Source organism: Actinoplanes aureus (assembly GCF_015704865.1).
Taxonomy (GTDB): Bacteria; Actinomycetota; Actinomycetes; order Mycobacteriales; family Micromonosporaceae; genus Actinoplanes; species Actinoplanes aureus.
Genome location: NZ_JADQTO010000003.1, coordinates 25809 through 39366, shown reverse-complemented (window position 1 = coordinate 39366; position 13558 = coordinate 25809). Strand labels below are relative to the sequence as shown.

Annotated in this window: 11 protein-coding genes; 3 read left to right on the top strand and 8 right to left on the bottom strand. The window is 70.0% G+C overall.

Translation table 11 applies throughout. The features are described 5' to 3' along the window. Positions 1–9: 9 nt before the first annotated feature. From I4J89_RS06120 to I4J89_RS06100, 5 genes are all read right to left on the bottom strand, one after another. On the bottom strand, positions 10–897 hold the full coding sequence (locus I4J89_RS06120; RefSeq protein WP_196412857.1) for a carbohydrate ABC transporter permease: 888 nt from the start codon (positions 895–897) through the stop codon (positions 10–12). After that, positions 894–1781, bottom strand: a complete 888-nt coding sequence (locus tag I4J89_RS06115) for a carbohydrate ABC transporter permease (protein ID WP_196412856.1) — start codon at positions 1779–1781, stop codon at positions 894–896. The genes I4J89_RS06120 and I4J89_RS06115 overlap by 4 nt, the downstream gene beginning before the upstream one ends. Positions 1782–1836: 55 nt before the next feature. Beyond that, positions 1837–3147 carry an extracellular solute-binding protein gene (locus tag I4J89_RS06110; protein WP_196412855.1) on the bottom strand — a complete coding sequence of 437 codons (1311 nt, stop codon included), beginning with the start codon at positions 3145–3147 and terminating at the stop codon, positions 1837–1839. 137 nt (positions 3148–3284) lie between these two features. After that, on the bottom strand, positions 3285–4301 hold the full coding sequence (locus I4J89_RS51410; RefSeq protein WP_196412854.1) for a LacI family DNA-binding transcriptional regulator: 1017 nt from the start codon (positions 4299–4301) through the stop codon (positions 3285–3287). 190 nt (positions 4302–4491) lie between these two features. Continuing rightward, positions 4492–7398: a glycoside hydrolase family 3 protein gene (locus tag I4J89_RS06100; protein ID WP_196412853.1), complete on the bottom strand. Its 2907-nt coding sequence runs from the start codon at positions 7396–7398 to the stop codon at positions 4492–4494. 227 nt (positions 7399–7625) lie between these two features. Here I4J89_RS06100 and I4J89_RS06095 point away from each other — a divergent pair, with 227 nt between their 5' ends. Further along, on the top strand, positions 7626–8987 hold the full coding sequence (locus tag I4J89_RS06095) for an FAD-dependent oxidoreductase (RefSeq protein ID WP_507236524.1): 1362 nt from the start codon (positions 7626–7628) through the stop codon (positions 8985–8987). On the opposite strand, the gene I4J89_RS06090 is transcribed toward I4J89_RS06095, so the two are convergent. Continuing rightward, complete coding sequence (locus I4J89_RS06090) at positions 8974–9534, bottom strand: hypothetical protein (protein ID WP_196412851.1); 561 nt, start codon at positions 9532–9534, stop codon at positions 8974–8976. The two genes, I4J89_RS06095 and I4J89_RS06090, sit on opposite strands and share 14 nt — an antisense overlap. 132 nt (positions 9535–9666) lie before the next feature. Between I4J89_RS06090 and I4J89_RS06085 the strand changes: the two genes are divergently transcribed. Both I4J89_RS06085 and I4J89_RS06080 read left to right on the top strand, forming a co-directional pair. Further along, the gene (locus I4J89_RS06085) at positions 9667–10863 is read left to right on the top strand and encodes a sensor histidine kinase (protein ID WP_196412850.1); all 1197 of its coding nucleotides are present in this window, start codon (positions 9667–9669) and stop codon (positions 10861–10863) included. After that, on the top strand, positions 10860–11519 hold the full coding sequence (locus I4J89_RS06080) for a response regulator (protein ID WP_196412849.1): 660 nt from the start codon (positions 10860–10862) through the stop codon (positions 11517–11519). The genes I4J89_RS06085 and I4J89_RS06080 overlap by 4 nt, the downstream gene beginning before the upstream one ends. Here the strand turns inward: I4J89_RS06080 and I4J89_RS06075 are convergent. Beyond that, positions 11516–12142, bottom strand: coding sequence for a CG0192-related protein (locus tag I4J89_RS06075; RefSeq protein WP_196412848.1), 627 nt, complete (start codon positions 12140–12142; stop codon positions 11516–11518). The genes I4J89_RS06080 and I4J89_RS06075 overlap by 4 nt on opposite strands. 252 nt (positions 12143–12394) lie before the next feature. Continuing rightward, the gene (locus I4J89_RS06070) at positions 12395–13552 is read right to left on the bottom strand and encodes an acyl-CoA dehydrogenase family protein (protein WP_196412847.1); all 1158 of its coding nucleotides are present in this window, start codon (positions 13550–13552) and stop codon (positions 12395–12397) included. Between the last annotated feature and the right edge of the window lie 6 nt (positions 13553–13558).

Below are 13558 nucleotides of genomic sequence, written 5' to 3'. Positions count from 1 at the left end.
GAAGATCCTTTACTTGATGGCGCCGGCGGCGATGCCGCGCGTGAGGGTCCGCTGGAAGATCAGGAAGAAGAGCATCGCGGGGAGGATGCCGATCAGCGCGGAAGCGCTGGTGGTGGTGGCGTCCATCATCCGGTCGCCCTGGAGGACGCCGAGGGCCACCGGGACGGTCTGGTTGTCGTTGGAGATCAGGAAGATCAGTGGCAGGAAGAACTCGTTCCACGTCCAGATGAAGAAGAACGTGAAGAGGACGCCGAGCGTCGGCATGCTGACCGGGACCACGACCCGCCACAGGGTGAGCCACTTCCCGGCGCCGTCCACCGAGGCGGCGTCCAGCAGCTCCCGGGGAAACTCGCTGTAGACCGAGGTCAGCAGGTAGGTGCCGAACGCGCTCTGGGTGACCGTGAAGATGATGACGATCGCGATGAGGTTGTCGTAGAGGCCCGCCTCCTTGGAGATGTAGTACAGCGGGTAGACCAGCACCTCCTGCGGCAGCAGGTTCGCGACCAGGAAGAACACCAGGAACCAGATGCGGCCCTTCACCCGGCCGATGCCCAGCGCGTACGCGTTCAGGATGCTCAGCACGACGCCGAGGACCGCGACGACCAGGCTGGTGATGAAGCTGTTCCAGAGCTTCTGGCCGAAGTTGACCCGGTTCCAGAAGTCGACGATGCCGTCCCAGTAGAGGCTGGTCGGGAGGGAGAGCGGGCCGCTTCCGGCGTACTGGGCCGGGCTCTTCACCGCGTTGACCGCGACGACCAGCAGCGGGCCGACCAGCAGGAGCAGCAGCACCAGCAGGCCGGCGAGCACGAAGAACCGGACCGGGTTGCGATGCCTCAGCGCCTTCGGCGCCTCACCCTCCGGGGTACGCGCGGGAGCTTTCGTAGCCGTGACGGTCATGACAGCTCCTCAGCCCGGTGTTGCAGGCGCAGGAAGACGAACGCCAGCACGATGATCAGCACGGTGAGCACGGTGGAGATCGCCGAGCCGTACCCGACCTGGGCTTTCTCGAAGAAGTTCTTGTACGCGAAGTACGACGGCACCAGCGTCGAGTTGCTCGGCCCGCCCCGGGTCAGCACGAAGACCTGCCCGAAGATCTTCAGCGCGGCGATCGTGGTGGTGATCAGCACGACGTAGAACTCGGGCCGGATCATGTGCACCGTGATCTTCCGGAAGCGCTGCCACCAGCTCGCGCCGTCCAGGTCCGCGGCCTCGTAGATCGACGGGTCGATGCGCTGCAGCCCGGACATGAACATGACGATCGGATAGCCCAGCTGGAACCAGATCATCACGGCCATCACGCTGTACAGCGCGTAGTCCGGGTCGCCGAGCCAGTTCTTGGCCAGCCCGCCGAGCCCGACCGCTTCGAGGATCCGGTTCAGCGCGCCGTAGCTGGGATGCAGGATCCAGGCCCAGACGATGCCGGTCACCGCCACCGGGATCACCTGCGGCAGGTAGTAGCCGGAGCGGAAGAAGCCGGCCCAGCGGTCGCTGAAGTGCTTGGCCACGTAGTCGAACAGCACCGCCGCCAGCACCAGGCCGAGCAGCGTGGGTATCACCGCCATCGCGATGATCAGCAGGATGATGTTGCTGAACGACTGCCAGAACAGGGTGTCGCCGAAGAGACGGGTGTAGTTGTCGAGGCCGACCCAGCGCGGGCTGCCGACGCCGGTCCACTTGGTGAAGCTGACGTACACCGTCATGATCAGCGGCACGATGATCACCAGCAGCGAGGCGAGCACGCCGGGGATCAGATAGACCGCGTAACCCTTGTTTTTAGCCATACCGGCTCCCTTTCGCGGCGCGGGCGGTGGCGGACCACCGCCCGCGCGCTGCGCTTTACTTGCCGAGATCCGCGAGGTTCTCGTTGTACGGCCCGGCGATCTCGTCGAGGAACGCGTCCGGGGTCTTCGAGCCGTTGATCAGGCCCTGGACACCGGCGACGAGCACGTCGTAGTAGCCGGGAGCCGGCCAGTCCGGGTAGAAGGCGAGGCCGTCATTGGTCGAGATCTTGTTGAAGTTCTCGATCAGTTCCTTGTTCTTCGGGTCGGTGATCTGCGCGACGTCGGCCGCGACCGGGACACCACCGCTGTTGCCGAGCAGCGCCTGGATCTCCGGCGACATGGTGATGTCGATGAAGTCGTACGCCAGCGCCTTGGCCTTGCTCTTCTCCGGCACCACCCAGAGGTTGCCGCTGGAGCCCGGGTGCAGGTTGTTGCCGGGGAAGAGGAACGTGCCCCACTCGAAGTTCTTGATGTCGGTGGCGAACCGGCCGTACCACCAGCTGCCGGAGATCAGGATCGGGAACTTGCCCTGGGTGAAGGCGACGCCCATGTCCTCGGCCTTGATGCCGGCCGAGTCCTTCGAGATATAGCCGGCCTTCACCCAGTCGGCGAAGGTCTGCGCGCCGTAGCTGAGCTGCGGCCCCTTGAAGTCGACCTTGTTCTTGTAGAGCTGGTAGTCGTCGACGAAGGCCCGGTCGCCCTTGGAGAGCGCCAGCTCGTAGAAGATCTGCTGAGCCGGGTACTCGGCGCCACCGACCGACAGCGGGGTCACGCCGGCCTTGACGAAGGTGTCCATCGCCGCGGTGAACTCGTCGAGGGTGGTCGGCACCTCGACCTTGTGCTTCGTGAACAGGTCCTTGTTGTAGTAGACCATCACGTACTCGCCGTAGTTGGGCACGCCGAAGAACTTGCCTGCGCCCATGATGCCGTCTTCGTCGTACTTGGCGGTGGTCTGCAGGCTCGAGCTCAGCTTGGAGTCCCAGCCGCGCTGGGTGGCCTGCTCGCTGAGGTCGGTGAGCAGGCCCTGCTTGGAGAGCAGGCCGGCGGTCGCGTTGCCCTTGTTGTACTCCATGATGTCCGGCGCGCTGTCGGAGTTGAGGATCATCTGGGCGTTCTGCTGGATCTGCTCGAAGCCCTTCTCCTCGAACTTCACCTCGACGCCGGGGTGCTTCTCCTTGAAGATCTCGATCGCCTTGTTCCAGGCGATGCCCATGGCACTGGTCGGGCCCTCGTAGTGCCAGAGCGTCAGGGCCTTCGCGTCGGCGCCCTCCTCGGCGCCACCGTCGTCGCCGCCGCAGGCGGTCAGACCGAGGGATGCCGCGAGCAGCAGCGCACCGGCCGCGAGGCCGGTTCGGGATCGGAACATGCCGTCCTCCCAGGGGGACTGGAATTGGTCAAAGCCAGCGGCCGCATCGTCGAAGCGCTTCGACGAATCGAAACGTTATGTCGAAGCGCTTCGACGATGTGCCTTGCCGAGACGCTATGGAACGAGCGCCATTCGTGTCAACGGTGTGACGTGGAGATTTCCCGGCAGCTGTCGCGCTCGACGAGGCTCGGCTCTAGCAGTCGGGTGTACTCCACGCGGCGGCCGTCGAGCAGCCGCATCGCGGTCTCCACGGCGAGCGTGCCGACTTCGTGCGCCGGGATGTCGATCGAGGTGAGGTTGACCGGCATCGAGACGGCCACGTCCCGCGGGCAGATCGCCACGATCGAGATGTCCTCCGGAACCCGCCGGCCGGTGGCCTGCAACAGGTCCAGCAGCGGCCGCAGCGCCTCCTCGTTGTGCACGACCAGGGCGGTGAGGGCGGGCAACTCGGCGTCGATCTCGGCGAGGCAGGCCCGGACCCCCTCGCCGCCCGGCTCGCACGGGTGCGTCACGGTCCGCAGGCCCAGCTCGGCCGAGGTCTCCAGGAAACCGGTGAGGAACCGGTCCGCGTACGTCGTCTGCCGCCGGTAGACCGCCGGCGACGGGCCGACCAGGCCGATCCGCTGGTGGCCGTGCCCGGCGAGGTGGGTCAGCGCCGCCTTGGCCGCCGCACCGAAGTCCAGGTCGACGCAGGCGATGCCGGTGTGGTCGGCGGGCAGACCGATCAGCACCGACGGCTGCTTCAGCCGGCGCAGGGCCGGGATCCGCAGGTCGTCGCGCTCGAGGTCCATCAGTATCAACGCGTCGACCATGGTGCTGTGCGCCACCCGCTCCAGCCCGGCGGTCCCCTCGTCCTTGGTCAGCAGCAGCACGTCGTGGTTGTAGGACCGGGCCGCGGTGACCACCGCGGTGGCGAACTGCATGATGACCGGCACGTTGACGTCCACACGCAGCGGCGCGACGAGCGCGAGCACGTTGGTCTTGCTGCTGGCCAGGGCGCGGGCGCCGGCGTGCGGGTGGAACCCGAGCTCGGCGATGGCGGCCTGGACCCGGGCGCGGGTCTCGGCCGAGATCGGGCGGCGGCCGCTCAGCACGTACGACACCGTGCTGGGCGACACCCCGGCCGCCCTGGCGACGTCGTTGATCGTCGGCACTGCGCCTCCCCATGTCGCCACAGCTCTCCTTTCGTCGATCCTAATGAACCCTTTTCAACCTGGCGTCGGGCCCTAGATCTCTGGGCCGCTCGGCCGGCGCCGGGTGGTGCCGCCCTGGCCACGTCGAAAAGGGTTCACTGATCACCGTGGGTGCGCCCGGCGCTGGCCGGGCACACCCACGGTGCCCCCGTTACCGGATGCTGAAGGTGGCGAGCCGCAGGCCGGGGCTCGGCACCAGGTAGACGTCCTGGCGGCCGGTGGCCCGGGCGAGCGGGGCGGTCACCGTCGCGTACTGGTAGATCCCGCCGGTGTCGGCGAGCGTGGCGGTGCCGAGCAGGCGGCCGGTCGGCGAGCCGAGCCGGACCTGCACGGTGCCGGCGCCGGAAGCGCGAGCCGTGAAGGTGGTCCCGCCCCGCAGGGCGGCATCCTTGAAGGCGATCCAGTCGCCGGCTTGCGTCGCCCCGGCCACGGTGCCGCGCTCCTTGCTCTCATCGAGCAACTTCACTCCGGCGTACGCGTCAAAGGTCTCCGCCCTCGTCTCCTTGGACAGATCGCGCGCCGGGATGGTCTCCCCGCGCACCGGAAGCGCCGCCCGCTGCCGGATGTCGTCCGACGAGGAGCCGAGCAGCACGTCGTAGACCGAGGTCTCGACCACCCAGCGCTGCCGGGTCTGATCCCAGCGGGCCAGGTCGGCCGGTTTCAGCGCGAACGTGACGGTCTTGCTCTGCCCGGCCGCCAGGTGCACCTTCTGGAAGCCGCGCAGTTGCTTGTTCGCGGTGGCGTCCCGGGAGGTGCGCTGGTGGGTGTAGAGCTGGACGACCTCGTCGCCGGCCCGCTTGCCGGTGTTGGTGACGGTCAGGCTGACCTTGCCGTCGCTGACCCTCGGGGTCCCGTAGCGGAAGTTCGTGTAGGAGAGTCCGTGCCCGAACGCGTACAACGGCTTGGCGTCGCTGTAGAGGTAGGTCTGCTCGGTGCTGATGATGTCGTACTGCAACAGGTCGGCCGGCAGATCGGCGGTCGAGCGGTACCAGGTCTGGGTGACCCGGCCGGACGGGTTCACGTCGCCGTAGAGCACGTCGGCCACCGCGTGCCCGGTCTCGGCGCCGGCGTGCGTGGTCCACAGGATGGCCGGCACGTTCTGCTGCGCCCAGGTGAGCGTCTGCGGGTAACTGCTCTGCACCACCACGACGGTGTTCGGGTTCGCCTGCCGGACCGCCTTGATCAGCGCCTCCTGACGCGCGCCGAGGTCCGTCGAGGTGCGGTCGTGGACCTCACGGCCGGCGACGAACGGGTCGGTGCCGACCACGACGACCGCGGTGCCCGCCGCCTTCGCGGTGGCGGCCGCCTCGGCCACGCCGTCGACCAGGACCTCCTTGGTGAAGCGGGCGGCGCCGGCCGCGTCCGGCGAGCCGAGGGCCAGATTGCCGTCGGCGCCGATCGTCACGTACTGGTTGGCGCCGAACCACGGCTCTTGGGTCTCGTAGCCGACGTAGTGCAGCACGTACGTGCCGTCGGACTGCTCCTCGAGCTTGAACTGCTGCTGCACGAACCAGCCGGTCGGGTTGTTCTCCACGGTGACGAACGGTCCCCAGCCGTAGCCGAGCATCTTCTGGTTGCCGACGTTGCGCAGGGTGGAGACTCCGTCGCCCCAGTCCACGCTGTCGAACTGGGCGGCCGGCGTGGGAGTGGTCTCGACGACTCCGACCGGGCCGGAACCGCCGGTCACATAGCGGCCGGTCGACACGTCCTTCAGGGCGATCCGGTCGGCACCGAACGAGCTGGTCACCGAGGACGCCCGCTCCTTGATGCCGTCGAGCACCGTGACCTCGTACGGGAGCTGTCCGCCGTACCAATCGGTGTAGAGCTTGTCGGCGAGCGGACCGACCACCGCGACCGAACCGGCGGCCTTGAGCGGCAGCGCGGCCCTGTTGTTCTTGAGCAGCACCGCCGCCTCGGCGGCGGTCTCCCGGGCCAGCGCCCGGTGCTGCGGGCTGTCGATCACCGCGGGGGTGATGTCCGCGTAGGGGCCACCGTCCGGATCGAACTCGCCGAGCCGGAACCGGATGCTCAGCGCGTTGCCGACCGACTCGTCCACGTCCGCCTCGGTGATCAGGCCCTGGGTGAGGGCCTGTTTGATCGCGGTCGTGGTGGGTTCGGCGTTGGTGTCGTTGACCGTGAAGCTGTCCAGACCGGCCTTGAGGATCGCGGCGTTCGCCTCGGCCTGGGTGGCGAAGTACTTCTGGGAGCCGGTCAGGTTGGTCGGCGCCCAGGCGTCACTGACGTTGAAGAGCCGCCGGTCGCTCCAGTCCCGGACGATGCCGGCGAGGTCCGGGTCGACGGTGGCGGGCCGGCCGTTGATCAGGTTGTAGGAGGCCATCACGCCGGTCGCGGCGTCGTTCTCCAGGGCGATCTCGAACGGCTTGCGCTCGTACTCGTTGAGCACCCGCTGCGGCACGTTCGACGAGGTGACGTCCCGCTTGGTCTCGTTGTTGTAGGCGGCGTAGTGCTTCAGGGTGGGCGCGACCTTCAGGTGGTCCGGGTCGTCGCCCTGCAGACCGTGCCCGTAGGCGGTGGCGATCGCGCCGGACAGCAGCGGATCCTCCGAGTAGCCCTCCTCGTTGCGGCCCCAGCGCGGGTCGCGCAGCAGGTTCACCACCGGCGCCCAGGCGTTCAGCCCCCAGACCCCCGGGTCCTGCGCGTGGAAGCCGCGCAGCTCGTCGCCGACCGCCGCGCCGACCCGCTCGATCAGCTCCGGGTCCCAGGTGCTGGCCAGGCCGACGGCCTGCGGGAAGACGGTCGCCGTCGCGTCGATCTTGGCGGCGTTGTTGCGGTAGTCGTTGGACCAGGCGACGCCGTGCAGCGCCTCGGTGCCGGTCTTGAACACCTCGATGCCGAGGCGTGGGATGGCCGGCTGGTACTGGTGCAGCAGGGAGATCTTCTCGTCGAGGGTGAGCCGCCCGACGAGGTCGTCGACCCGGGCCTCCAGGGGCAGGCTCGGATCGCGGAACGGATAGGCGGGATCGGCCTGCGCGGCCCCTGGGGACAGCGGCACGACCAGCAGGGCGGCGGCGAGGACGGCCAAACCGCGTTTACGCATGGCGCTCTCCTGAGAAATAGGCACGGCGAAATGGCCGGTCGGAGCGTCCTGACCAGCACAGACACCGTTTTCGGATAAACCGTCGAAGCGCTTCGACGGACGATCGAGCGGAATGGTTCGAGAAAGAGGTGCGGTGGGGTCACCATAGATCCCGGCTGATGCGGCGGGCAACAACTCGCGGCGGCTTTGCGGAAATTCGCTGGTGACTTCGGTGCAGAATGGACCCCGTGCGACTGATCGTCATCGGCGGCGACGCGGCGGGCATGTCCGCGGCCTCGCAGGCCCGCAAGCGCCGCGGCCGGGAGGACCTGGAGATCCTCGCTTTCGAGCGGGGCGACTTCACGTCGTACTCGGCCTGCGGCATCCCGTACTGGATCGGCGGCCTGGTCGAGGGCCCGGACGGGCTGATCGCCCGGGACCCGGCGGCGTTCCGGGAAGCCGGCATCGAGGTGCGCACCGGGCACGAGGTCACCGGCATCGACCTGGACTCGCGTACCGTCACGGTCCGCGACCTGGCCGGCGGGCGGGTGCTGCGCGAGGGCTTCGACGAGCTGGTCTACGCGGCCGGCGCCACCCCGGTCCGCCCGGTCTGGGCGCAGACCCCGGCCGGTGGCGTCTTCGGCGTGCAGACCCTCGGCGACGGGGCGGCCGTCGACGCCTGGCTCGACAGCACGCCGAAACCGGAGACCGCCGTGGTGATCGGCGCCGGCTACATCGGCGTCGAGATGGCCGAGGCGTTGATCCGGCGCGGGCTGCGGGTCACCTGCGTGGAGAAGGCCGACCAGCCGATGTCCACGGTGGATCCGGACATGGGCGCACTGGTCGCCGAGGCGGTCCGCAAGCTCGGCATCGACCTGCGTACCGGGGTGACGGTGCAGGGCCTGGAGACCCGGGAGGACCGGGTCAGTGCGGTGGTCACCGACGCCGGGACGCTGCCGGCCGACATCGTGGTCCTGGGTTTGGGCGTACGCCCGAACACCGAGCTCGCCGAGGCCGCCGGTCTGCCGCTGGGCAGTTCCGGCGGCCTCGTCCCCGACCTGCGCCAGCGGGTCGGCGACGGCGGCGTCTGGGCGGCCGGTGACTGCACCGAGGTGCTGCACCTGGTCACCGGCCGGCGGGTGCACATCCCGCTCGGCACCCACGCCAACAAGCAGGGCCGGGTCGCCGGGATCAACATCGGCGGCGGGTACGCCACCTTCCCCGGCGTGATCGGCACCGGCATCACCAAGATCTGCGACCTCGAGGTGGCCCGTACCGGCCTGACCTCCCGCGAGGCCTCGGCGGCCGGTTACCGGTTCGTCACCGCGACCGTGGAGTCGACGAACCGGGCCGGCTACTTCCCCGGCGCGGTGCCGATGACCATCAAACTGATCGCCGAGCGGGACACCGGCCTGCTGCTCGGCGCGCAGATCGTCGGCCGGACCGAGGCGGCCAAGCGGATCGACGCGTTCGCGGTCGCCCTGTGGAACCGGATGACGGTCACCGAGATGACCGCGCTCGACCTGGGTTACGCGCCGCCGTACGCCCCGGTGTGGGACCCGGTCCTGATCGCCGCCCGCAAGGCCGGCGAAGCCCTCAGCGCCGGGTGACGGCCAGCAGGAACCAGGCGACGAAGCCCCAGATCACGCCGGCGATCAGGTTGCCACCGGCCTGGGACAGGATGATCGAGGTGAGCCAGACCAGCACCAGTGCGGCCGCGAGCGGGCGCGGCAGGGTACGGGTACGCCAGGTGGCCACCGCCAGCAGGATCGAGCCGACCAGCCAGAACAGGTTCGCCGGCGCCGCCACGACCGGGAACCACGAGTAGTCCTGGTCGTGCAGGTTCGTGCTGGTCATGCCCAGGGCGAGCAGGGCCGAGCCGGCGACGGCCAGCCAGGCTCCGATGCGGCCGGTGCGTGTCCCGGCCAGTTTGCCGAGCGCCAGGTAACCGGGGATCCAGAGCACCAGGGCGGCGGCGACCATGGCCAGCAGCACGTGCTCGGAGGTGCCGACGAGCGGGTTGCCGTCGTCGGAGCGGACTGCCTGGATGGCGCCGGCGATCGTGGAGGCTATCGCTCCGGCGGCGGCCGCCCAGCCCACTACGGGCCGGACGGAAGCGTTGGTGGCGGTGGTGTTTTCCGAGGTAGTGATCGTCATGCCGAGAAATCTAGGAGCCGGCCCCCGCCCTGATCGTCGGTCCGCCGTCGTGATCACGTACCTCCGAATGATGATCTTCATGAGCCCGGAGGATGACGCCCGCGCGCCGCGCGGATGGTTAGGGTCCTCGCCGTGGATGCCCTGACCACCCTCTCCCGGGTACCGCGCAGGCCGCCCCGGGCGGACGTCGCGCTCACCGCCCTGCTCCTCGGCTGGGCGGCGATCGAAGCCGTCGTGGTCGCCGGGCCCGGCACCCTCTGGCAGCGCCTGGCCTTCGCGGCCGGGGTGACGCTGCCGTTGGTCCTGCGCCGCCGGGCGCCGATCGCGGTGCTGGCCGTGATCATCGCGCTGCTGATGATGCGGGTGTTCACGATCACCGGGCCGGAGAACACCACGTTCCCGTTCCCCAGCCTGCTGGTGGCGACCTTCTCGGTGGCGCTGCACGGGCGCCGGACCGGTCTGGCCGTACTCGGCGGCGTGGTCACGGTCGCGACGATGCTCTCGCTCTTCCCGCTGGGCTACTACTCGAACTCACCGGACGTCGGCCAGGTCCTCATCCTCGGGTTCTTCGTGACCGGGGCGTGGCTGGCGGGCTATCTGATCCGGGTGCGGGTGGCGCAGGCGGACGCGGCGTCGTCGAAGGCCGACGCGGCGCGCGAGGCCGCCGCCCTGGCCGCCCGGCAGGCCTACGCGGCGCGCGAGGCCGCCTCGACGGCCGTGACGGCCGAGCGCGAGCGCATCGCCCGGGAACTGCACGACGTGGTGGCCCACTCGCTGTCCATCGTGGCGGTGCAGGCCGGTGCGGCCGAGGAGCTCATCGCGCTGGACCCGGAGAGCGCCCGCCGGCACATCGCCGCGGCCCGGTCCACCGCACGGGAGGCGCTGACCGAGATGCGGCACGTCCTGGACGTGCTGCGCGACGACGACAGGCCGGCTGAGCTGGTTCCGCAGCCCACCCTGGAACGCGTCGGCGATCTGGTCGACGAGGCCCGCGCCGCCGGGCTGCCGGTCGACCTGACCGTCGACGGCGACCGCGGCAACGTGCCGGCCGGCATCGACCTGGCCGGCTTCCGGATCGTCCAGGAGGCACTGACCAACGTGCGGCGGCACGCGGCCGGCGCGGCGACCGAGGTCCGGATCGGCTATCGGGAACGGGAGATCGACATCAACGTACGCAACACCGGTGGTGCACCGGCGGCCCCGGGGAACCCGGGCCGCGGCCTGATCGGCATGCGCGAGCGGGCCCGGCTGTACGGCGGAACCGTCACCGCCGAACCCGGCCCCGGCGGCTTCACCGTCGCCGCCCGTCTCCCCCGGGACCCGGCGTGATCCGCGTCCTGGTCGCCGACGACCACGCCCTGATCCGCTCCGGCCTGGCCGGGATGCTCGGCGCCCAGCCGGACATCACCATCGTCGGTGAGGCCGCCGACGGCGCCGAAGCCGTCCGCGCCACCGCCGACCTCGCCCCCGACGTGGTGATGATGGACATCCGGATGCCGAAGATGGACGGCATCGAGGCCACCCGCCGGATCTCCCGGCAGGCGAACGCACCGCACGTGCTGGTGCTGACCACGTTCGACCTGGACGAGTACGTCTACGACGCCCTGCGCGCCGGAGCGGCCGGATTCCTGCTCAAGGACGCCCCGCCCGGCCAGCTCGCCGAGGCGGTCCGCACGGTGGCCGCCGGGGAGGCCTTGCTCGCCCCGGCGGTGACCCGCCGCCTGATCACCCGCTACCTGCGGGTGCCGCCGCCCACCGCCGCCGCGGCGCGCGCCACCGGCCGGCTCACCGAACGCGAGCTGGAGGTGCTGCGCCTGGTCGCGCGGGGGCTGAGCAACGCGGAGCTGGCCGAGCGGCTGCACCTGTCCGACGCGACCGTGAAGACGCACGTCAGCCGGGTGCTCACCAAACTCGACCTGCGTGATCGGGTGCAGGCGGTGGTGTACGCGTACGAGCAGGGCCTGGTCGTGCCCGGCGAGGACTAACGGACCCGCAGGTGGGCGAGGGCGACCGGGGTCTCCTGGCCGGGCCAGCAGCCGGTCAGCACACCCGCGTCCGCCGGGTCCACGGCCACCAGCGGCACCCGGTTGACGACCAGCTCGACGTCACCGGCGACGACCACCGCCGGGTCGCCGTCCCGGTGCCCGGTGATCTCCCCGGCCGGGGGTGCCTCGGCGCCGCTGCCACTCAACTTGAGATCCGGTTCGCGGGACACCCGCTCACCGCCGGACTCCACCTCTTCGGGCGCCTCGTGACCGCCCTCCCGGATCACCCGGGTCAGCTCGGCGACGTAGACCGGGTCGCCGGTGGCGTCGTACACCCAGCGCTTGCCGAGGACCGAGTGCTCGAAGGTGCCGACCAGGTGCTGCTCGGCGCCGGCCAGCGGGGCACCGCGGTAGGTGAGCGGCACCTGCCAGGTGGGGCCGTCCCCGGCCCGGATCAGCAGGATCTCGACGCCGACCTCGCCGTCCGGGTCGTCGAACCGGGCGGCCGCGAGGCGGGTCAGCTCCGGCTGGGCCGGGCCGTCGTACCAGGACCGGGTGGGCAGCCAGCCGGCGAGCAGCTCGAGCTTGGTGGGCGTGATCGTAGCCTTGTGAAGGAGCGCCATGCCGGGAAGCCTAGGCCTAGTGACCCGCCACCCGGCGCTCTGGTCCGCCCGCCACGGTGAGCCGGGCGAGCGGGCCCCGGCGCGCACCTGGTTCACCGCGTCCGCCCCCTCCCGGAGCGTGTGAAACAGGCGTGCGCCGCGATCGCCGGCGCCGGGCCTCAGCCCGGCGGTCGCGCTACGGCCGCGAGCGGGGCGGCGGTCGCGCGGTGCGGCGGGGAGGTGTGGCCGTCGGGGACGGTCACACCCGTACCGTCAAAGCCCCATGTCCTTGGCAATGATCATCTTCATCACCTCGCTGGTCCCGCCGTAGATGCGGTTGACCCGGTTGTCCGCGTAGAGGCGGGCGATCGGGTACTCGTTGATGAACCCGTAACCGCCGTGCAGCTGCAGGCAGCGGTCGATCACCCGGTGCGCGACCTCGGTGCAGAACAGCTTCGCCGAGGCGGCCTCGGCCGCGGTCAGCTCGCCCAGGTCGAGCGCCTCGAGGGCGCGGTCGGCGACGGCCTGCGCGGCGTCCACCTCGGCCTGGCAGGCGGCCAGCTCGAACTTGGTGTTCTGGAACGAGGCGACGGACTGGCCGAACACCTTGCGCTCCTGGACGTACTGCTTGGCGAACCGGACCGCGGCCGCCGCCTGGGCGTAGGCGCCGTAGGCGATGCTGAGCCGTTCCTTCGGCAGGTTGTGGCCGAGGTACGAGAAGCCCTTGTTCTCCTCGCCGAGCAGGTTCTCCACCGGCACCTTGACGTCGACGAAGGCCAGCTCGGCGGTGTCCGACGTGCGCAGGCCGAGCTTGTCCAGCTTGCGGCCGACCGAGTAGCCGGGCGACTTGGTGTCGACGACCAGCAGGGAGATGCCGTAGCGGCGGTCGTCCTGCTTGGGCGGTGAGGTACGCGCACAGACGATCACCCGGTCCGCGAGGACGCCACCGGTGATGAACGTCTTGGCACCGTTGAGGACGTAGTGCGTGCCGTCCTCGCTGAGGTGAGCCGTGGTGCTCATGCCGGCCAGGTCGCTGCCGGTGCCCGGCTCGGTCATGGCGATCGCGTACATGGTGTCGCCGGAGACGAACTCGGGCAGCCAGCGCCGCTTCTGCTCCTCGGTGCCGAGCTGCATGAGGTACGGCAGGCAGAGCGCCACGTGCGCACCGGACGCGCCGAACGAGACACCGGCCCGGGTGGTCTCCTCGGTCTGGATCGCGGCGAACTTGAACGAGTCGATGCCGGCGCCGCCGTACTCCTCCGGCACCTCGATGCCGAACAGGCCCAGCTCGGCGAGCTGCTTGTAGAAGTCCCGGGGCACCTGGCCCTCGACGAACCACTGGTCGTAGCGGGGAACCACCTCGGCCTCGATGAACGCCCGCAGGGTCTGCCGGAAGGCTTCGTGATCCTCGTTGAAGACAGTGCGACGCATAGAAAC